Annotated in this window: 17 protein-coding genes and 1 tRNA gene; all 18 read left to right on the forward strand. The window is 43.8% G+C overall.

Annotated elements, in window-relative coordinates; all coding sequences use genetic code 11:
- Window positions 1–184: 184 nt before the first annotated feature.
- The gene (gene leuC, locus QN395_RS14940; protein ID WP_323492383.1) at window positions 185–1,588 is read left to right on the forward strand and encodes a 3-isopropylmalate dehydratase large subunit; all 1,404 of its coding nucleotides are present in this window, start codon (window positions 185–187) and stop codon (window positions 1,586–1,588) included.
- Window positions 1,589–1,609: 21 nt separating this feature from the next.
- A complete protein-coding gene (locus QN395_RS14945; protein WP_322118570.1) occupies window positions 1,610–1,732 on the forward strand; it encodes an entericidin A/B family lipoprotein in 123 nt (40 codons plus the stop codon).
- 2 nt (window positions 1,733–1,734) lie between these two features.
- Window positions 1,735–2,382 carry a 3-isopropylmalate dehydratase small subunit gene (gene leuD, locus QN395_RS14950; protein ID WP_323492386.1) on the forward strand — a complete coding sequence of 216 codons (648 nt, stop codon included), beginning with the start codon at window positions 1,735–1,737 and terminating at the stop codon, window positions 2,380–2,382.
- A gap of 39 nt (window positions 2,383–2,421) precedes the next feature.
- Entirely contained in the window at window positions 2,422–3,492 is a 1,071-nt protein-coding gene (leuB, locus tag QN395_RS14955) for a 3-isopropylmalate dehydrogenase (protein ID WP_323492384.1), read from the forward strand.
- 54 nt (window positions 3,493–3,546) lie between these two features.
- On the forward strand, window positions 3,547–4,674 hold the full coding sequence (asd, locus tag QN395_RS14960; RefSeq protein ID WP_323492387.1) for an aspartate-semialdehyde dehydrogenase: 1,128 nt from the start codon (window positions 3,547–3,549) through the stop codon (window positions 4,672–4,674).
- 368 nt (window positions 4,675–5,042) lie between these two features.
- Window positions 5,043–7,751: a FimV/HubP family polar landmark protein gene (locus QN395_RS14965; RefSeq protein WP_322121563.1), complete on the forward strand. Its 2,709-nt coding sequence runs from the start codon at window positions 5,043–5,045 to the stop codon at window positions 7,749–7,751.
- Window positions 7,752–8,055: 304 nt separating this feature from the next.
- The gene (gene truA, locus QN395_RS14970) at window positions 8,056–8,892 is read left to right on the forward strand and encodes a tRNA pseudouridine(38-40) synthase TruA (RefSeq protein WP_322118574.1); all 837 of its coding nucleotides are present in this window, start codon (window positions 8,056–8,058) and stop codon (window positions 8,890–8,892) included.
- A gap of 198 nt (window positions 8,893–9,090) precedes the next feature.
- Window positions 9,091–10,884, forward strand: a complete 1,794-nt coding sequence (gene lepA / locus QN395_RS14975; RefSeq protein WP_322118575.1) for a translation elongation factor 4 — start codon at window positions 9,091–9,093, stop codon at window positions 10,882–10,884.
- On the forward strand, window positions 10,881–11,786 hold the full coding sequence (gene lepB / locus QN395_RS14980; RefSeq protein WP_322118576.1) for a signal peptidase I: 906 nt from the start codon (window positions 10,881–10,883) through the stop codon (window positions 11,784–11,786). Before lepA ends, lepB begins: the two co-directional genes overlap by 4 nt.
- Window positions 11,787–11,808: 22 nt before the next feature.
- A complete protein-coding gene (locus tag QN395_RS14985; protein ID WP_322118577.1) occupies window positions 11,809–12,207 on the forward strand; it encodes a DUF4845 domain-containing protein in 399 nt (132 codons plus the stop codon).
- An 11-nt stretch (window positions 12,208–12,218) separates the two neighbouring features.
- Window positions 12,219–13,106 carry a ribonuclease III gene (gene rnc / locus QN395_RS14990; protein WP_322118578.1) on the forward strand — a complete coding sequence of 296 codons (888 nt, stop codon included), beginning with the start codon at window positions 12,219–12,221 and terminating at the stop codon, window positions 13,104–13,106.
- Window positions 13,103–14,005: a GTPase Era gene (gene era, locus QN395_RS14995; RefSeq protein ID WP_322118579.1), complete on the forward strand. Its 903-nt coding sequence runs from the start codon at window positions 13,103–13,105 to the stop codon at window positions 14,003–14,005. Before rnc ends, era begins: the two co-directional genes overlap by 4 nt.
- A gap of 7 nt (window positions 14,006–14,012) precedes the next feature.
- Entirely contained in the window at window positions 14,013–14,885 is an 873-nt protein-coding gene (recO, locus tag QN395_RS15000) for a DNA repair protein RecO (RefSeq protein WP_322118580.1), read from the forward strand.
- Window positions 14,882–15,640 carry a pyridoxine 5'-phosphate synthase gene (gene pdxJ / locus QN395_RS15005; RefSeq protein WP_322118581.1) on the forward strand — a complete coding sequence of 253 codons (759 nt, stop codon included), beginning with the start codon at window positions 14,882–14,884 and terminating at the stop codon, window positions 15,638–15,640. Before recO ends, pdxJ begins: the two co-directional genes overlap by 4 nt.
- Window positions 15,641–15,651: 11 nt before the next feature.
- Window positions 15,652–16,059: a holo-ACP synthase gene (gene acpS / locus QN395_RS15010; RefSeq protein ID WP_322118582.1), complete on the forward strand. Its 408-nt coding sequence runs from the start codon at window positions 15,652–15,654 to the stop codon at window positions 16,057–16,059.
- On the forward strand, window positions 16,052–17,920 hold the full coding sequence (uvrC, locus tag QN395_RS15015) for an excinuclease ABC subunit UvrC (RefSeq protein WP_322118583.1): 1,869 nt from the start codon (window positions 16,052–16,054) through the stop codon (window positions 17,918–17,920). The genes acpS and uvrC overlap by 8 nt, the downstream gene beginning before the upstream one ends.
- A gap of 62 nt (window positions 17,921–17,982) precedes the next feature.
- Window positions 17,983–18,567 (forward strand): CDP-diacylglycerol--glycerol-3-phosphate 3-phosphatidyltransferase, encoded by a 585-nt coding sequence (gene pgsA, locus QN395_RS15020; protein WP_322118584.1) that lies wholly within the window; start codon window positions 17,983–17,985, stop codon window positions 18,565–18,567.
- Window positions 18,568–18,608: 41 nt separating this feature from the next.
- Window positions 18,609–18,681 (forward strand) — tRNA-Gly (locus QN395_RS15025).
- The last annotated feature ends 2 nt before the right edge of the window (window positions 18,682–18,683 follow it).

Consider the following 18,683-nt stretch of genomic DNA (forward strand, 5'->3'; position numbering starts at 1 on the left):
ACTGCAAATCACCTGAGTAGTGCATATTGCACCGGTTTCCTGTCAATTGTTGTGTCGTTGAACTGGCCAGACCGCACGAAACTTCGTATTTCCCTGCTCCTTTGATTTGCGCTAATCCCAAAAGGATTATCCGGCTTCTTACGCGCGTTGCAGGCTCACGTATCTCATATCAGGTTTCAACATCATGCTTAAAACGCTTTACGACAAACTTTGGGAATCCCATATCGTCAATGAGGACGATGATGGCACCGCAATTTTGTATATTGACCGCCATTTACTTCACGAAGTCACCAGCCCGCAAGCTTTTGAAGGGCTAAAAATCGCTGGGCGTCAGCCTTGGCGATTGTCCGCGAATCTGGTAGTCGCGGATCACAACGTGCCAACCACTAACCGCATCAATGGCATTGATGACCCGACTTCTCGCCTGCAAGTAGAAACGCTGGATGCCAACGCAAAGCAATACGGCTTGACGTATTTTGGTATGAATGACAAGCGTCAAGGGATCGTGCATGTGATCGGTCCAGAGCAAGGTGCGACTTTGCCAGGTATGACGGTGGTGTGTGGTGATTCTCATACATCGACCCACGGCGCATTTGCTTGCCTTGCGCACGGCATTGGCACCTCAGAAGTTGAGCATGTGTTAGCCACACAAACACTCATCGCTAAAAAATCCAAAGCCATGCTGGTGCAAGTCGATGGTGCGATGCCGGCTGGCGTGACCGCAAAAGATATTGTCCTCGCCATCATTGGCAAAATTGGTACGGCCGGAGGTACTGGTTATGCGATTGAGTTTGCTGGCTCAACAATCCGTAGTTTGTCGATGGAAGGTCGCATGACCGTCTGTAATATGGCGATTGAAGCTGGCGCCCGCGCTGGCATGATTGCCGTTGATCAAACCACGATTGATTATGTCAAAGGTCGTCCGTTTTCTCCTGCAGGTCCGCATTGGGATAGTGCAGTTGAATACTGGCGTACTCTGCATACCGATGCTGGTGCAAAGTTTGACATGGTCGTTACCTTAAATGCGGCAGAGATTAAGCCACAAGTTACTTGGGGAACTTCGCCAGAAATGGTTGTCGCTGTCGATGGTCGCGTCCCAGATCCAGATCAGGAAAAAGACGCTGTAAAACGCGATGCGATGGAAAAAGCGCTGATTTACATGGCCTTGAAGCCAAACACCGCGATTGAAGATATCCGCATCGACAAAGTATTTATTGGCTCTTGCACTAACTCTCGCATTGAAGATTTACGTGCCGCTGCCGCTATAGTGCGTGGAAAATTCCGTGCATCCAATGTAAAGTTGGCGATGGTTGTTCCGGGCTCTGGTCTAGTCAAGGATCAGGCAGAACGAGAAGGCCTGGATAAGATTTTTCGTGACGCTGGTTTTGAATGGCGTGAGCCTGGATGCTCTATGTGTCTTGCGATGAACGCTGATCGTTTAGAGCCGGGTGAACGTTGTGCTTCGACATCGAATCGTAATTTTGAAGGCCGCCAGGGGCAGGGTGGTCGTACTCATTTGGTCTCTCCTGCAATGGCGGCTGCCGCCGGTATTGCAGGTCATTTTGTTGATGTCCGCGCTTTGCGCTAATTTTATTTCTGAGGAACGTACATGAAAAAATTATTCACTCTCGCCATTTGCGTAGTCGTTTTAGCTGCTTGCAATACCGTCCAAGGTATTGGTAAAGATGTAAAAAAAGCAGGTGAAGTCGTTGAGGATGCTGGCAGAAAATAATGATGGAAAAATTTACCGTGCTTGATGGTCTTGTCGCGCCGATGGACAGAGCGAATGTCGATACTGATGCCATTATTCCAAAGCAGTTTTTGAAGTCAATTCAGCGTAGTGGTTTTGGCCCTAATCTGTTTGACGAATGGCGCTATCTGGATCATGGTGAGCCTGGTATGGACAACAGCAAGCGTCCGCTCAATCCAGATTTCGTATTGAATCAAGCGCGCTATCAAGGTGCATCGATTTTGTTGACGCGCAAAAATTTTGGTTGCGGTTCTTCGCGTGAGCATGCACCGTGGGCCTTAGATCAATACGGTTTTCGTGCAGTGATAGCGCCAAGTTTTGCCGATATTTTCTTTAATAACTGCTTTAAAAATGGTTTGCTTCCAATCGTTTTGAGTGAGCAGCAAGTTGATCAGTTATTTAATGAAGTCAAAGCTTTTCCTGGCTTTCGGTTGATCGTTGACCTTGAGAAGCAGGTTGTGACAACGTCTAATGGCATTGTCAGCTATCCATTTGAAGTCGATACTTTCCGCAAATATTGTTTGTTGAACGGGCTTGACGACATCGGATTGACTTTGCGCCAGGCGGACAAAATTCGTGCATTTGAAGAGCGGCATATCGCGATGCAGCCTTGGTTAGCGAATACGATCTAATCGAATCGTAATGCGACGATTTATTGAAATGAATAGAACATGAAAATAGCAATTTTGCCAGGTGATGGCATCGGTCCTGAGATAGTCGAGCAAGCAGTCAGAGTTTTAAATGTGTTGGGTGAATCATTTGAAATGGAAACTGCATCAGTCGGTGGCGCCGGCTTTGAGGCAAGCGGGCATCCTTTACCAGAGGCTACGCTCAAACTGGCATTGGAAGCTGATGCGGTGTTGTTTGGCGCAGTAGGTGACTGGAAATACGATACTTTAGAGCGCGCTTTGCGTCCTGAGCAGGCAATTCTTGGTTTGCGTAAAAATCTCGGTCTGTTTGCAAATCTGAGACCGGCAATTTTATATCCTGAATTAGCGGGAGCTTCTACTCTAAAGCCTGAAATAGTTTCGGGTCTGGATATTCTGATTATTCGGGAATTGACTGGCGACATTTACTTTGGACAGCCTCGTGGTATGCGGGAATGTCCAGATGGTCCTTTCAAAGGCCAGCGCGAAGGTTTCGATACGATGCGCTATGCCGAGGGAGAAATCCGCCGCATTGCTCATGTCGCTTTTCAAGCCGCGCAAAAGCGTTCAAAACGTTTGACCAGCGTGGATAAGGCAAATGTGCTTGAGACGTTCCAGTTCTGGAAAGACATCGTCACGGATGTTCATAAAGAATATCCAGACGTCGCGCTAGATCATATGTATGTCGATAACGCGGCAATGCAATTAGTACGCGCACCGAAAAAATTTGATGTGATCGTTACAGGCAACATGTTTGGCGACATTTTGTCCGATGCAGCGGCAATGTTGACTGGCTCAATCGGAATGTTGCCTTCCGCATCGTTGGATGCAAATAACAAAGGCTTGTATGAGCCATCGCATGGCTCTGCACCTGATATCGCGGGCAAAGGTGTTGCCAATCCTTTAGCGACTATTTTGTCTGCTGCGATGATGTTACGTTTCTCATTTGGCAAAGCCGATCAGGCGGATCGTATTGAGAGTGCGGTTAAGAATGTCTTATCTCAAGGTCTGAGAACTCCAGATATTTATGAGTCAGGAACGACGAAAGTTGGAACGGTCGAGATGGGTAATGCAGTAGTTAAAGCATTGGAATAATTGCAGTAGGTATGTCAATCAGCAGGCGTTGCCTGCAAATTTTAGGGAAAGATGATGAAACTAGTTGGTCTGGTGGGTTGGCGTGGAATGGTGGGTTCGGTCTTAATGCAGCGTATGCAGGAAGAGGGCGATTTCGCTCATATCGAACCAGTGTTTTTTTCAACTTCCAACACAGGTGGCACGGCTCCTGTAATGGCAAAGAACGAAAAGACATTAAAAGACGCAAATGATATTGATGCATTGAAGAAGTGCGACATTATTATTACCTGCCAGGGTGGCGAGTATACGACGGAAGTTTTCCCTAAGTTGCGTGCAGCTGGCTGGAATGGTTATTGGATTGATGCCGCCTCTAGCTTGCGCATGGAGGAGAATGCTGTGATCGTACTGGATCCAGTCAATCTGGACGTGATTAAGTCTGCATTGAGCCGAGGAGTCAAAAACTACATTGGTGGTAACTGCACCGTGTCTTGTATGTTGATGGGCTTGGGTGGCCTGTTTCAGCATGATTTGGTCGATTGGATGTCCTCAATGACTTATCAGGCAGCCTCTGGTGGCGGTGCGCAGCACATGCGTGAGCTCTTGACTCAGTTTGGCAGTATTAACGCTGAAGTAAAGGCGTTGCTAGATAATCCCGCAGCAGCAATTTTAGAAATTGACCGAAAAGTTCTCGCTAAACAGCACTCTTTTACTGATGATGAAACGAAGCAATTTGGCGTTCCCTTAGCTGGTAATTTGATTCCTTGGATTGATAAAGATCTGGGGAATGGCGTTTCTAAAGAAGAGTGGAAAGCAGGCGCAGAAACTAACAAGATTTTAGGTAAGGGGGCAGCTTTTGGTTCGGCACCAATTCCAGTTGATGGTCTGTGTATTCGTGTTGGTGCAATGCGTTGTCATTCGCAAGCCTTGACAATCAAGTTGAAGAAAGATGTGCCGCTGGATGAAATCAACGACATCATTGCCCAGAATAATCAGTGGGTTAAAGTTGTCCCTAATGAACGTGTTGCTTCTATGCGTGATTTAACACCTGCCGCTGTTACTGGTAGTCTGACAATTCCGGTCGGGCGTTTACGCAAAATGCAAATGGGCGGTGAGTATTTATCGGCGTTTACAGTCGGCGATCAATTATTGTGGGGTGCGGCAGAACCTTTGCGCCGCATGCTACGTATTTTGATTGCCGATTAACTCAACAGTTTTCATTGTCGTTGTTAAAAAAGGAATGATTTCTCATTCCTTTTTGTTTTTGTCCTCATATTTAGTGCTTTTATGACTTGATTGTCAAACTGCAACAACGATTTATCCAAATTGGAAATGGTTTGGCTTCTTAATGTATTTACCATAGTTGCAAATCGAGTTAAGCTTATAGCGCTAATTTTGTAATGTTATCTTGAGACAATATGATGCATTCATCCAAAATTTATTACGATTGCTATCGCTAACTGGATCTGTCAAATTTCCCAAATATGTCCTATAAAATGCATAACCATAAACGCTTACCGATGATCTCTCTCGGACGCAAAGTGCTGGGTACAGCGGTAGCCTCAACTTTGTTCATGTTCTCCAGCGCAAACGCTACAGGTCTTGGCAAGTTGACGGTGTTATCTGCTCTGGGGCAGCCACTACGTGCTGAGATCGAATTAACATCACCGAACAAAGATGAAATTGGTTCGCTAGTGCCGAAGTTAGCTTCTGCTGATGCATTTCGCCAAGCAAGCATTGATTTAAACCCGGCATTATTATCTCTGCGCTTTAGCGTTGAGCAACGTGGATCGGGATATGTCATCCGTGTTAGCTCAAATCAGGCCATGAATGAACCGTTTGTGGATATGTTGTTAGAACTAAACTCTAGCAATGGTAAGTTGTTGCGTGAATACACATTTTTGTTGGATCCTGCAGAATTGAGAAATAGTCAGTCAGCTCAGGTTGCCAATCCGGTCAACGTGCCAGGTGCTACACAATCTAGCTCCAATCAAACATCCGTGCAAAGTAAGGCTGATACTGGTTCGATAAACACCGCGCGAGCGAGAGATAAGAAAGTAACCGGACTAAAAAATGAATCGAGTGTTCCCGCTAAATCGTCTGGTGACTATCAAGTCAAAATGGGAGACACATTAAGCAAAATAGCAGGCGCATATAAGAGTGATGGCGTTTCGCTAGATCAGATGCTTGTTAGCTTGTATAAGGCAAATCCACAAGCGTTTGCGGGGAACAACATGAACCGCCTGAAGTCCGGGCAAATTCTGTCTATTCCTGATGTAGATGCAAGCCGCTCTATTTCCTCCGGCGATGCACACTCTACGGTTATGGCACATGCTGCTGATTTTAGTGCTTATAGAAACAAGTTGGCTGGTCAAGTAGAAAGAGCACCTGCTGAAAAAGTAGTTGCGCCGAAGCAAACAGCCAGCGGAGTGATTACGGCTAAAGTAAAAGAGGTGCCGACCGCTACCAATGAAGCATTAGATAAATTGAAATTATCTAAAGCTACTCCAAGCGCGTCAGCTAAATCTACGACTGGTAAAGTACTAGCAGAGGAAGATAAACTCGCCAAAGATAAAGCAATTGCAGACGCGAATGCACGGGTCAAAGAGTTGGAGAAAAACGTCGAAGGCTTGCAAAAAATACTACAAATAAAAGACAAGGATTTGAGTGACAAACAGGCCGCCGCGAAAAAGATGGCTGCTTCTACTTCTGCCCCAGTGGCACCAATTAATTCCCCCGCTGTTGACAGTGTTGCAGCCAGTACTGTAGCTGCTTTAGTACCAGCATCGTCAACTGCTGCAACTCCAACTCCAGCTCCCAAACGTAAAATTGCGCCTCCGCCACCTCCACCACCTGAGCCAGGGATCTTTGATGGAATTATGAGCAGTGGGTTTGTATATCCCATCGCTGCTATCCTTGCACTATTAGGCGGATACGGCTTTTACTCTAACCGCCGCAAGAAAAGCCTACAGCAATTTGAAGATAGCATCTTGACCGGTTCGAGTATGAAGGCTAATTCTATGTTCGGATCGACCGGCGGCCAGAGTGTTGATACAAATAATAGTGTATTTAACTCTAACTTTGCGCCATCTGCTAGCCAATTGGATGCAAATGAGGTTGATCCGGTCGCTGAAGCTGATGTGTATATCGCCTACGGACGTGACTCCCAGGCCGAAGAGATTTTAAAAGAAGCACTACGTACTCAGCCCGACAGACATGCGGTCAGAGTTAAATTGCTCGAAATTTATTTCACTCGTAAAGATGTGAAATCATTTGAGCGTTTGGCTGGCGAATTGTATGGAATGACAAGCGGTGATGGTGATGATTGGGCGCAAGCTGCATCTATGGGAATTGTATTAGACCCTCATAATCCGTTATACGCAGGTGGAAAAGCTCAGGTTGATTCTAATGCAACAGGCTTGGGTTCTGGCACCCAGCCATTAGAAGATTTGGATCCAGACGCGTTACTGGCAAATTCTTTGTCCCACGATATGTTGGAGTCGATCAGCATTATAGATACAGCTGCTGGTCTGCATAGTGAGCCTGTCGCTCCTGCTTTAGATCAAACAAGCATGAGCTTTAATATGGTTGATACCAAAGATGCAATGGTGCCTTTGGATTTTGATTTGGACACGCCAGAATCAGAGCCGAAACATGAATTTGATGCACCTCAGTTACCTATGAGTACAAAGGGCAACGCAGATAAAATTAAGAGTGATTTTCCTGAAGACCAAGAAGTAGTTGATTTTGCTTCAATTGATTTTGATCTTGGTAATGATTTAGAAGAGGAAATCGTAGCGGATACACCCAAGATAGTTGATCCGAATGAAAAGCAAGATGCTGATAATAAGACAGATCCTTTGGATTTAGACATCAATCCAGTTGAGCAAAATCCAAAGCAGCATGACAACATTGTTTCTTTTGATTCAATGTCATTAACTGCCAGTGATAATACAGTTGAAACTCACGAGGAAACGGTTTCTCAAGTCAGTACTGGTGATGTGGTCGAAACAACCAGTACTTCTCCTGCTGCTTTTGAGTTTGATTTATCAGGAATTGATTTTGATCTCGACAATGAGTCATCTAAACCGGATACACATGACGTGATCGTCGCGGAGACGCCATCTTACAATGCAGAAATGGCAACTAAGCTTGATCTTGCCGTTGCCTACCATGAGATCGGCGATAAAGACGGAGCGCGCGAATTATTGGATGAAGTAATAAAAGGTGGTACACGAGACCAAATTGCTAAAGCACAGGAAATGCTAACGCATTTATCTTGATTTAATTGGTACTTCCCGGCGGGCGCAACTTTTGGTTGGCGCCCGTTTTCGTTTTGATGATTGAAAGGATAAAGTAGAATTTCTGGTCTGATGTCGCTAGCTTGTATAGTTTCCTAGTATACTCCTGGTGAGTATAATTATTCGTCTATATATTAATTGGGTAAGCAGGGATTTTTTGAGAAAAGTATAGGTAGTATATTGAAGTTGTTAATGCTAATAATTACTTTTTCGTTCTTTAATAGTTTGCTTACATTTTATCTAAACCTTGATGTTTTCTTTAAATAATTGAATTTGTGAGTTTGAATTGAAACGTCTTGTTCTTGGTGTGCAGTATGATGGTAGCCGATGGCATGGTTGGCAAACTCAGCCATCCGGTCAGACGGTGCAGGACGCGCTGGAGAAGGCTCTATTTGCTTTTGCTAAAGCGCCTCTCAAGACGACTTGCGCTGGGCGTACTGACGCAGGTGTTCATGCTCTTGAACAAGTAATTCACTTTGATACCGAGTTAGATCGAAGTATGTATTCTTGGATGAATGGGGTGAATGCATTTTTGCCAGATTCAATTGCTGTTCTTTGGGCAACTGAAGTGCTATTTGATGACCCTGATGCCCAAGATAATTTTCATGCTCGGTTTAGTGCTTACGCAAGGACTTACCATTACGTTCTTTACAATAATCCTGTGCGTTCCCCACTTTGGGCGCAGCGAGCTGGCTGGGTATTTCGTCCGCTCGATGTGAGTAAGATGCGCGAGGCAACTTCTTATCTGCTTGGCGAACATGATTTTACGGTCTTCCGTGCTGCCGCATGTCAGGCTAAATCACCAATAAAGCATATGTATGACGTGCAAATACGCCAGCAAGGTGATTTGCTTATCTTTACCTTGCGCGCCAGTGCGTTTTTACATCACATGGTACGCAATATTATTGGTTCCTTACTTTTTGTAGGCATTGGTAAAAAAGAGCCTGATTGGATAAAGCATTTGTTGATGAGTCGTGATCGTAGTTTGTCCGCACCAACTTTTATGCCGGATGGTTTATACCTTGCAAAAATTGATTACGATAAAAAATGGAATTTATCACAAAATAAAAACGATAATTTCTTAGGATCGTTACCGTTTAAAGATTCTCAGTTAGATAGTTAAAGGCGGAAATATATGTGCTGACTGTTAATTTTTTAATGTATTTTTGGCCTTTGCTTTCTTGCCTGAACATGATTTTTGGGCTTTCCCTTACAAAATCCGGTAAAATGTAGCTTTGCATAACCCAAAATTGAGGCGCTCGCCTGGGGACCATTGCCCGGCTCAGAGCGCCTTTTTTTTAACAGGCCTTTCCTCTCCCTAATGAATAACATCCGCAATTTTTCAATTATTGCCCATATTGATCATGGCAAATCAACACTTGCTGATCGAATTATCCAGTTGTGTGGTGGTTTGTCTGACCGTGAAATGGAAGCGCAAGTTCTTGATTCTATGGATATAGAACGTGAGCGCGGTATTACCATCAAGGCTCAGACAGCAGCATTGCAGTACAAGTCTCTTGACGGAAAAATATACAATTTAAATCTGATCGACACCCCCGGACACGTAGATTTTAGTTACGAAGTAAGTCGTTCTTTGTCGGCTTGCGAGGGTGCTCTATTAGTCGTAGACGCATCGCAAGGGGTGGAAGCTCAAACAGTAGCAAATTGCTATACCGCGATCGAATTAGGTGTAGAGGTTGTGCCAGTCCTGAATAAGATTGATTTGCCGTCAGCAGACCCAGACAATGCGATTAATGAAATTGAAGAAGTCATAGGGATTGATGCCAGCGACGCAGTTCACTGCTCGGCAAAAACAGGCTTGGGCGTTCAGGCTGTTTTAGAATCTTTAATTATTAAAGTTCCCCCGCCAAAGGGAGATCCAGATGCCCCTTTGCAAGCCTTGATTGTCGATTCCTGGTTTGACAACTACGTTGGTGTCGTGATGTTGGTACGTATAGTTAATGGTACTTTACGACCAAAAGATAAAATTTTATTCATGGCTACAGAGGCGCAACATCTAGTCGAAAGTGTCGGAGTTTTTACGCCGAAATCTTTGTCCCGCACTGAGTTGTCGGCTGGGCAAGTTGGTTTTATTATCGCTGGTATTAAAGAGCTTAAGTCAGCCAAGGTTGGCGACACCATTACGATTGTAGGCAAAGCTGCTAAAGAGCCTTTGCCAGGCTTTAAAGAAGTACAGCCACAAGTGTTTGCGGGTTTATTTCCAGTGGAGGCAAATCAATATGATGCATTGCGTGACTCTCTAGAGAAGTTAAAGCTCAATGACTCAGCCTTAATGTATGAGCCAGAAGTTTCTCAGGCGCTTGGATTTGGATTTCGTTGCGGATTTTTAGGTTTGTTGCACATGGAGATTGTGCAAGAGCGTTTGGAGCGCGAGTTCGACATGGACTTGATCACCACCGCCCCGACCGTTATTTATGAGGTCGTAATGGCAGATGGTAGTATTTTGATGGTAGATAATCCGTCAAAAATGCCCGAGCCTTCAAGAACTGAAGAAATACGCGAACCTATCGTCACCGTCAATCTTTATATGCCGCAAGAGTATGTCGGTGCAGTAATTACTTTGTGCACGTCAAAACGTGGCGTGCAACTTGACATGAACTATCACGGCAGGCAAGTCAAATTGACATACGAAATGCCCATGGCAGAGATTGTGCTGGACTTCTTTGATAGACTGAAATCAACATCCCGTGGTTATGCCTCTATGGATTACGAGTTTAAAGAATACCGTGCGGCAGATGTTGTTAAAGTGGATATGTTGATTAATAGCGAGAAAGTAGATGCGCTAGCAATTATTGTTCATAGGGCGAACAGTCAGTATCGTGGTCGGGCGGTCGCTGCCAAAATGCGTGAACTTATCCCAAGGCAAATGTTTGACGTAGCTATTCAAGCTGCCATTGGCGCTAACATCATTTCACGTGAAAACGTTAAAGCCTTACGTAAAAACGTTTTGGCCAAATGTTACGGTGGCGATATCAGTCGTAAGCGGAAATTATTAGAAAAGCAAAAAGCGGGCAAAAAGCGAATGAAACAAGTCGGCTCTGTGGAAATCCCACAAGAAGCATTTTTGGCAATTTTACAAGTGGAAGATAAATGAGTTTTCAATCAATTTTAGGTAACTTTGCATTAATTCTTTTTGTATTGATGATAACAACCGGAATCATCTGGTTTCTCGACATGTTTGTGTGGGCTAAGCAACGACGATTGAAGGCAGATCAAGCTTTGGCGAGTTTTGATGCGCGTAATGCAAAACTGACTGCAGATGGGATTCGCTTGCAAGAGGGTGGACGCTTAGAACTAGAGTCGACTTTGCTAAAGCAGCCTACTTGGGTGGAATACTCTGGTAGTTTTTTTCCAGTGATCGCGCTTGTGTTTTTTTTACGCTCTTTTTTGTATGAACCTTTCAAAATACCATCGGGATCAATGTTGCCGACATTATTTGTTGGCGATTTGATTTTGGTTAATAAATATACTTATGGGATTCGTTTACCTATCATTGATAAGAAAATATTAAATATCAATGATCCTAAACGTGGGGACATTATGGTGTTTAAATATCCAAAAGATACCAGCCTAAATTATATTAAACGTGTAGTTGGCGTACCCGGCGATAGAATAGTGTATAAAAACAAGCGTTTATTAATTAACGGTAAAGCATTATCGTACGAGGCTATGCCAGATTTTTTAGACGATACACTTACGTATTCTAAGCAATTTAGTGAGAATTTGACCGGCGTACAACATAGCATTTTGAATGATGATCAGAAACCAGTTTTTGTGGATAGCCCTGACCAATTTCCAAAGCATGAGTCATGCTCGTACGATAGTTTCGGTTTTGCGTGTACGGTACCTGAAAATCAGTATTTTATGATGGGTGATAATCGAGACAACAGCGCTGACAGTCGTTATTGGGGATTTGTTCCAGATCAAAATATTGTTGGTAAAGCATTTGTAATTTGGATGAACTTTAGTCATCCAAAAAGAATCGGCAGTTTTTAATAACTTGTGGAGTTGCATACTTATGCAAAATATAAAAAATCAGCGCTTTGGCCGACAGCTAGGTATTACGTTTATTAGTTTGATATTTATGCTGGTTATCGTTGGGATGATTGCAATGATAGGGATAAAAATTTCCCCAACGGTGATTGAATTTATGTCTATCAAAAAAGCTATACAGTCAGCAAAACAGTCAGGTGCGACAGTACGTGAAATACAGATTGCATTTGATAAACAAGCAGAGATTGGATATTTTGATGCGGTTGCAGGTAAGGATCTTTCCATTGTAAAAACTAGTGATGGCAGTATGGATGTTAGCTTTGCTTATACAAAAAAAATTCCTTTATTTGGACCAGCTAGTTTATTACTGGAGTATGAAGGTACAACGGCAAAAAATGGGACAGTCCCCAAAAAGCAGGAATAAGCAGATCTCGTATGAATGAACAATTATTGCAAAAGAGATTGGGGCATCAATTCAAGAATGCAGCTTTATTGCAGCAAGCTTTAACGCACCGTAGCCACAGTGTTTTGCATAATGAGCGCTTGGAATTTTTAGGTGACTCTATTTTAAATTGTGTGGTTGCTTCGCTTTTATTCGATAGCTTCGCCAATATTGATGAGGGTGATTTATCTCGAGTTAGAGCAAATTTGGTAAAACAGCAATCTTTGTATGAGATAGCGCAAAGAATTGAGTTGTCTCAGTTTTTACGCCTGGGCGAGGGGGAGTTGAAATCTGGTGGCTTCCGTAGGCCATCTATTTTGGCGGATACCTTAGAAGCCTTGTTTGGGGCGATTTTTTTAGATGCGGGATTTGATGCCGCACGTGAAGTGATTAAGTCTCTATACTCACTAGTCCTGGTTACAATAGATCCAACTACTTTAGGCAAAGATGCTAAAACATTGCTGCAAGAATTTTTGCAGAGTAAAAAAATAGCCTTGCCTCAATATAACGTTGTTGCTACACATGGTGCTGCTCATAATCAGGAATTCGAAATTGAGTGCCTGGTTCCAAAATTAGAGATACAAGTATTTGGCGCTGGCGGTAGTCGCCGTGCCGGTGAGCAAGCAGCAGCAAAGCTGGCTCTGGAAACTGCTTTAAATTTACTTGCTAAAACTCCAGCATCTCGCAAAAAGAAACCCCGGACGTCACAACTTAAACTAGCTGGAATAGCAACGGTACAATCAGATGCGCTAGCTAACGCATCGGCTGATGATAATAAATCTAACGGTTCGACACAGAAATCTTTGTTAGACATATCTAGTAATCAGCCCGCTGCAAAAACTGACGTTCTAACGCATCAATCTCAACCTAAGATCGCATGACCGATATCATTAATAACGCAGACTTTCGCTGCGGCTATATAGCCATTGTTGGCCGTCCTAATGTAGGGAAATCTACATTGATGAACGCCTTGATTGGCGCTAAAGTCAGTATAACTTCACGTAAGGCACAGACGACGCGTCACAGAATCACAGGAATTCAGACAAAAGACAGCACTCAATATGTGTACGTTGATACTCCTGGTTTTCAGACCCTTCACTCGAATCCCTTAAATAAGACTTTGAACAGAACTGTCACGACTACTTTGACAGCCTCGGATGTCATTTTATTTATTATAGAGGCAGGTACTTTTGGTGCCGCCGATCAACAAGTAATTGATTTGTTACCAAAAGATGTTCCTTGTATTTTAGTGATCAATAAGTCGGATCGAGTCAAAGATAAAGCAATCATGATGCCGTTTGCGCAAAAAATTATGGCTTTGTATCCTTTTGCTGCAGTGGTGCCTGTGTCGGCTACTTTGAGATTTCAACTGGAAAATCTTGAGGGTGAAATAAAGAAATATCTTCCATTGAATCCTCCTGTTTTTGGCGAGGACGACATTACTGATCGTAGCGAAAAGTTTTTAGCAACTGAGATCGTCAGAGAGAAGTTATTTCGCTTTGTAGGTGATGAGTTACCTTATACAAGCACAGTTTTGATCGAGAAGTTCGAACAAGAAGGTAATTTGCGTCGGGTATTCGTTGCGATTCTTGTGGACAGAAATACTCATAAATCCATGGTGATTGGAAATAAAGGCGCTAGATTAAAAGATATTTCTACTCAATCACGTCAAGATATGGAGAAGCTATTTGGTGGACCTGTTTATTTAGAAATTTGGGTTAAAGTGAAATCTGGCTGGGCCGATAACGAAGCTGGTTTGCGCGCCTACGGCTACGAATAGCGACATCATGAGTGTGCAGGTAATAGATCTGAATGCAGATGTTATATCAATCACAGAGCTTGTGGCTAATGCTTCTGCTGAGCCATCCATAACGGTAAAACCTGCCACAAAATTTCCTCGAAAATCATCTGTAATCTCCAAAGCACCGCGTACTAAACCAATGACCAAAGATGTGCGCATCTTAGGTCAGCCTGGCTTTGTATTACATTCATATCCCTACAAAGAAACTAGCTTAATCATTGATGTATTTACTCGTGATTACGGGCGATTAGCGTTAGTAGCTAAGGGTGCCAAACGACCACATTCTCAGTTGCGTAATATATTGCAAACCTTCCAGCCTTTAACTATGTCGTGGAGCGGTAAATCAGATATTAAAACGCTTAGCGCCGCAGAATGGGTTGGCGGCATGCTCCCGTTAGAAAAATCGGCACTACTGTGTGGATTTTATCTAAATGAATTATTGGTTAAATTTTTGATGCGCGATGAGCCATGCCCATCACTTTTTGATCATTACGTTTCTACCATAAATCAGTTGGCACATCAGGAGCCTGCTTTGATTGTTTTGAGAAAATTTGAGCATGCGTTGCTACGAGAGTCAGGCTTTATAGGCGACTTGACTCGTTGTTACATGACGAAAGCGACTGTGCTGAATCAAGAGCTTTATATAATTGATCCTGAGCTTGGTGCGCGTCCAGCGCGCCCATCAGACACGACTCCCCGCGTCAACGGTAAAACTCTGATTGATATGCATGCCGGAGAATATCAAGATCCCATAACCCAATCTCAAAGTAAAATGTTAATGCGCTTTTTACTGGCTCATCACTTGCATGGCACGCCACTCAACACTCGCCAAATTTTGATTGATTTGCAAAATCTATGAACATACATCAACAAACTCAAACCATTGAACTTGGTATCAATATTGACCATGTCGCTACCTTACGCAATGCACGTGGTACCAATTACCCTGATCCCTTGCAAGCTGCATTAATGGCGGAAGAGGCAGGTGCTGATTGCATTACTTTGCATATGCGTGAGGATCGCCGTCATATCAAAGATGCAGATGTTGAACGTATTCGTCCTCAACTCATTACGCGCATGAACTTAGAGGCTGCAGTAACAAATGAGATGATCGCCTTTGCTTGCAAAATAAAACCTCAAGATGTTTGTTTAGTGCCGGAACGCAGAGAAGAGGTGACTACAGAGGGTGGCTTAGATGTGGTTAAGTATTTTTCTCAAGTGCAGGCGGCGGTACGTCAGTTACAAGCGGAAAGTATTCGCGTCAGTTTATTTATTGACGCCGACGCACAACAAATTCAGGCGGCATCTGAGACAGGTGCAACGGTGATTGAGCTTCACACTGGTCGCTATGCTGATGCGAATGACAATACACAGCAAGCAGCAGAATTACTCCGAATTAAACAAGGAGCTTTGGAAGGTATAAAGCGAGGATTGAAGGTCAATGCGGGACATGGTTTGCATTTTACGAACGTGCAGACAATTGCGGCAATACCTGACATTTCTGAACTCAATATAGGCCATGCTATTGTTGCTCAAGCGGTTTTTGTTGGTTGGAAAAAAGCGGTGAGTGATATGAAAGCGATTATGAGTCAAGCTCGTTCACATGCGCTTTGATTGAATCAGTAATGATCTACGGAATTGGTACCGATATTGTTCAAACAAGTCGCATAGAATCATCTGTGAAACGACATGGTGACCGCTTTGCAGAAAAAATTCTCGGTGTCGACGAACTGACGATATATCATCAACGCAAAGCTAGTACAGAAGTTCGTGGTTTGCAATTTTTAGCTACACGTTTTGCGGCCAAAGAGGCATTTTCCAAAGCAATCGGGCTGGGAATAACCGAGCCGATGAATTGGTCTTCTGTACAAATACTAAACCTAAGTAGTGGCCAGCCTATCATATCGACCATTAACGATTTATCTGACTGGATGAAAGCGCGCGGCCTTACTGCACGTGTATCTATTTCAGATGAAACTGATTACGTAGTTGCTTTTGTCATCGTAGAGAAAAATAGTGACTCTGATGTCTGACGATCAATCAAAAAAATCAGTAGATAATGCTAGCGATATTGTTATTGATACTGTTGCTAAGCTACCTAATTTGCCTGGCGTTTATCGCTATTTTGATTCGCAAGATCAAGTTCTCTATGTCGGTAAGGCACGTGACTTAAAAAAGCGTGTTTCAAGTTATTTTCAAAAAACTGCAAGTAGTCCACGCATTGCAATGATGGTGGAGAAAATTGCACGGCTTGAAACCACAGTCACGCGAAGCGAGGCTGAAGCTTTGATTTTAGAAAATAATCTGATCAAAGCTTTACGTCCGCGATATAACATTCTTTTTCGTGACGATAAATCTTATCCCTATTTAAAAATCACAAATCAAACTTCTCCGCGTATGACTTATTATCGCGGTGCTGTCGATAAAAAACACCAATATTTTGGACCATTTCCATCAGGATGGGCGGTCAAAGAATCAATGCAGATTCTTCAGAAAGTATTTTTGCTGCGTAGCTGTGAAGACAGCGTTTTTTCAAACCGCACACGTCCTTGTTTGTTACACCAGATTCATCGCTGCAGCGCTCCCTGTGTTGACATTATCTCGAACCAAGACTATCTAGTTGATGTGGAAAACGCGTCCAAATTTTTGCGTGGACGGCAATCTGAAGTAATGCAGGACTTAGAAAAGAAAATGCTTGCGTACTCGCAAGAACTTAAGTTTGAACAAGCGGCATTGGTTAGAAATCAAATGTCGGCTTTGTCAAAAGTGTTACATCAGCAAAGCATGGAAACTACCGGCGATGCTGACATCGATATCATCGCAGTGGTCGTTGAAGGTGGCCGTGCTTGCGTCAATCTGGCAATGGTGCGTGGTGGACGTCATCTTGGTGACCGTGCTTATTTCCCGTCTCATGTTGATGATGCGCAGTTTGCTGCGGAAGATTCTATTGAGGACGAAGTCCTTTCAGCATTTTTAGCTCAGCATTATGTCGATCAATTTATTCCTTCCACCTTGGTTTTGAACATGGTGTTGGACGCACCCGATTTAATGATGGCGCTGGCAGAGCAATGCGGACATCGTATCCATCTTTCGTTTCAGCCCCAAGAACAGCGTCGTGCTTGGCTTGAGATGGCGGTAAAAGGCGCGCAACTGGCTTTGGCGCGTATGTTATCCGAACAAGGCTCGCAGCAAGCGCGGACACGTACCTTAGTCAATGTTTTGGAGTTGGAAGTCCAAGACATTGAAACCTTACGAGTAGAGTGCTTTGATATTAGTCACACTCAAGGCGAAGCTACGCAAGCGTCTTGCGTCGTATTTCATCATCATGCGATGCAAAATGGAGAATATCGCCGTTATAACATTAGCGATATCACGCCTGGAGATGATTACGCTGCTATGCGGCAAGTGCTGACCCGACGTTATGAAAAAGTTGCGAATGGTGATGGTGTAATGCCTGACGTCGTATTGATCGATGGAGGCAAGGGACAAGTTGAGATCGCGCGTCAGGTCTTCGTTGAACTTGCGCTCGATATTAGTTTGATTGTTGGTGTCGCCAAAGGGGAGGGACGCAAGGTCGGTTTGGAGACACTGGTGTTTGTCGATGGCAGAGCACAAAAACAGTTGGGAAAAGAATCTGCTGCCTTGATGCTGATTGCACAGATTCGGGATGAGGCGCATCGCTTTGCGATTACTGGAATGCGTGCAAAGCGAGCCAAGGCTAGACAAAGCTCACAGTTAGAGGAAATAGAGGGTATAGGTCCTAAGCGCCGTCAACGCTTGCTGGTGAGGTTTGGTGGCTTAAAAGGTGTTTCCGATGCGAGTGTTGATGATTTGGCTTCTGTGGGGGGTATTTCTCGTCAGTTAGCTGAAGAAATTTACAAGCGATTGCGTTAGCCAAATATAATACGAAGAATAATATGATGATTCACAGGTATATACTTTTTCGATAATTACAGATGCCATTCAACATTCCTATATTGCTTACTTGGTTGCGCGTGGCACTGATTCCTTTGGTCGTTGGTGTTTTTTATTTGCCAAATACATGGCTCAGTTCATTTGACCGAAGCTTAGCATCAACCTTAGTATTTATCGTTGCCGCTGTGACTGATTGGTTCGATGGATTTTTAGCTCGTCGCTGGAATCAAACCTCCGCTTTTGGTGCTTTCCTCGACCCGGTTGCAGATAAGCTAATGGTCGCTGGCGCTCTTTTAGTTTTGGTTCAATTAGATCGGGTGAACGCAGTAATCGCCTTCGTCATTATCGGTCGTGAAATTACGATCTCTGCATTGCGTGAATGGATGGCACAGATCGGAGCATCAAAATCTGTTGCAGTGAGCTCATTAGGTAAGATAAAAACTACTGCACAAATGGTCGCGATCCCGATGTTGCTCTATTACGATAATTTATTTGGCGTGATTGATACGGCATATTGGGGTGCCTGGTTATTATTGATTGCTGCAGTTTTAACCGTGTGGTCTATGTTCTATTATTTGCGCCGTGCATGGCCTTTGATCAAAGAGTCCACGGACAAAATGTCTTGACAGTGAAATTGGCTGATATATAATGTGCCCCTGTCTTTGATGCGGGAGTAGCTCAGTTGGTAGAGCGCAACCTTGCCAAGGTTGAGGTCGAGAGTTCGAGACTCTTCTCCCGCTCC

It is taken from the genome of Undibacterium sp. RTI2.2, from assembly GCF_035018705.1.
Lineage (GTDB): Bacteria > Pseudomonadota > Gammaproteobacteria > Burkholderiales > Burkholderiaceae_D > Undibacterium.

Bases quoted from the DNA above. Each gene is read 5' to 3' on its own strand.
- leuC (WP_323492383.1), top strand. From the start codon at position 185: ATGCTTAAAACGCTTTACGACAAACTTTGGGAATCCCATATCGTCAAT.
- QN395_RS14945 (WP_322118570.1), top strand. From the start codon at position 1,610: ATGAAAAAATTATTCACTCTCGCCATTTGCGTAGTCGTTTTAGCTGCT.
- leuD (WP_323492386.1), top strand. From the start codon at position 1,735: ATGGAAAAATTTACCGTGCTTGATGGTCTTGTCGCGCCGATGGACAGA.
- leuB (WP_323492384.1), top strand. From the start codon at position 2,422: ATGAAAATAGCAATTTTGCCAGGTGATGGCATCGGTCCTGAGATAGTC.
- asd (WP_323492387.1), top strand. From the start codon at position 3,547: ATGAAACTAGTTGGTCTGGTGGGTTGGCGTGGAATGGTGGGTTCGGTC.
- QN395_RS14965 (WP_322121563.1), top strand. From the start codon at position 5,043: ATGTTCTCCAGCGCAAACGCTACAGGTCTTGGCAAGTTGACGGTGTTA.
- lepA (WP_322118575.1), top strand. From the start codon at position 9,091: ATGAATAACATCCGCAATTTTTCAATTATTGCCCATATTGATCATGGC.
- lepB (WP_322118576.1), top strand. From the start codon at position 10,881: ATGAGTTTTCAATCAATTTTAGGTAACTTTGCATTAATTCTTTTTGTA.
- QN395_RS14985 (WP_322118577.1), top strand. From the start codon at position 11,809: ATGCAAAATATAAAAAATCAGCGCTTTGGCCGACAGCTAGGTATTACG.
- rnc (WP_322118578.1), top strand. From the start codon at position 12,219: ATGAATGAACAATTATTGCAAAAGAGATTGGGGCATCAATTCAAGAAT.
- era (WP_322118579.1), top strand. From the start codon at position 13,103: ATGACCGATATCATTAATAACGCAGACTTTCGCTGCGGCTATATAGCC.
- recO (WP_322118580.1), top strand. From the start codon at position 14,013: ATGAGTGTGCAGGTAATAGATCTGAATGCAGATGTTATATCAATCACA.
- pdxJ (WP_322118581.1), top strand. From the start codon at position 14,882: ATGAACATACATCAACAAACTCAAACCATTGAACTTGGTATCAATATT.
- acpS (WP_322118582.1), top strand. From the start codon at position 15,652: ATGATCTACGGAATTGGTACCGATATTGTTCAAACAAGTCGCATAGAA.
- uvrC (WP_322118583.1), top strand. From the start codon at position 16,052: ATGTCTGACGATCAATCAAAAAAATCAGTAGATAATGCTAGCGATATT.
- pgsA (WP_322118584.1), top strand. From the start codon at position 17,983: ATGCCATTCAACATTCCTATATTGCTTACTTGGTTGCGCGTGGCACTG.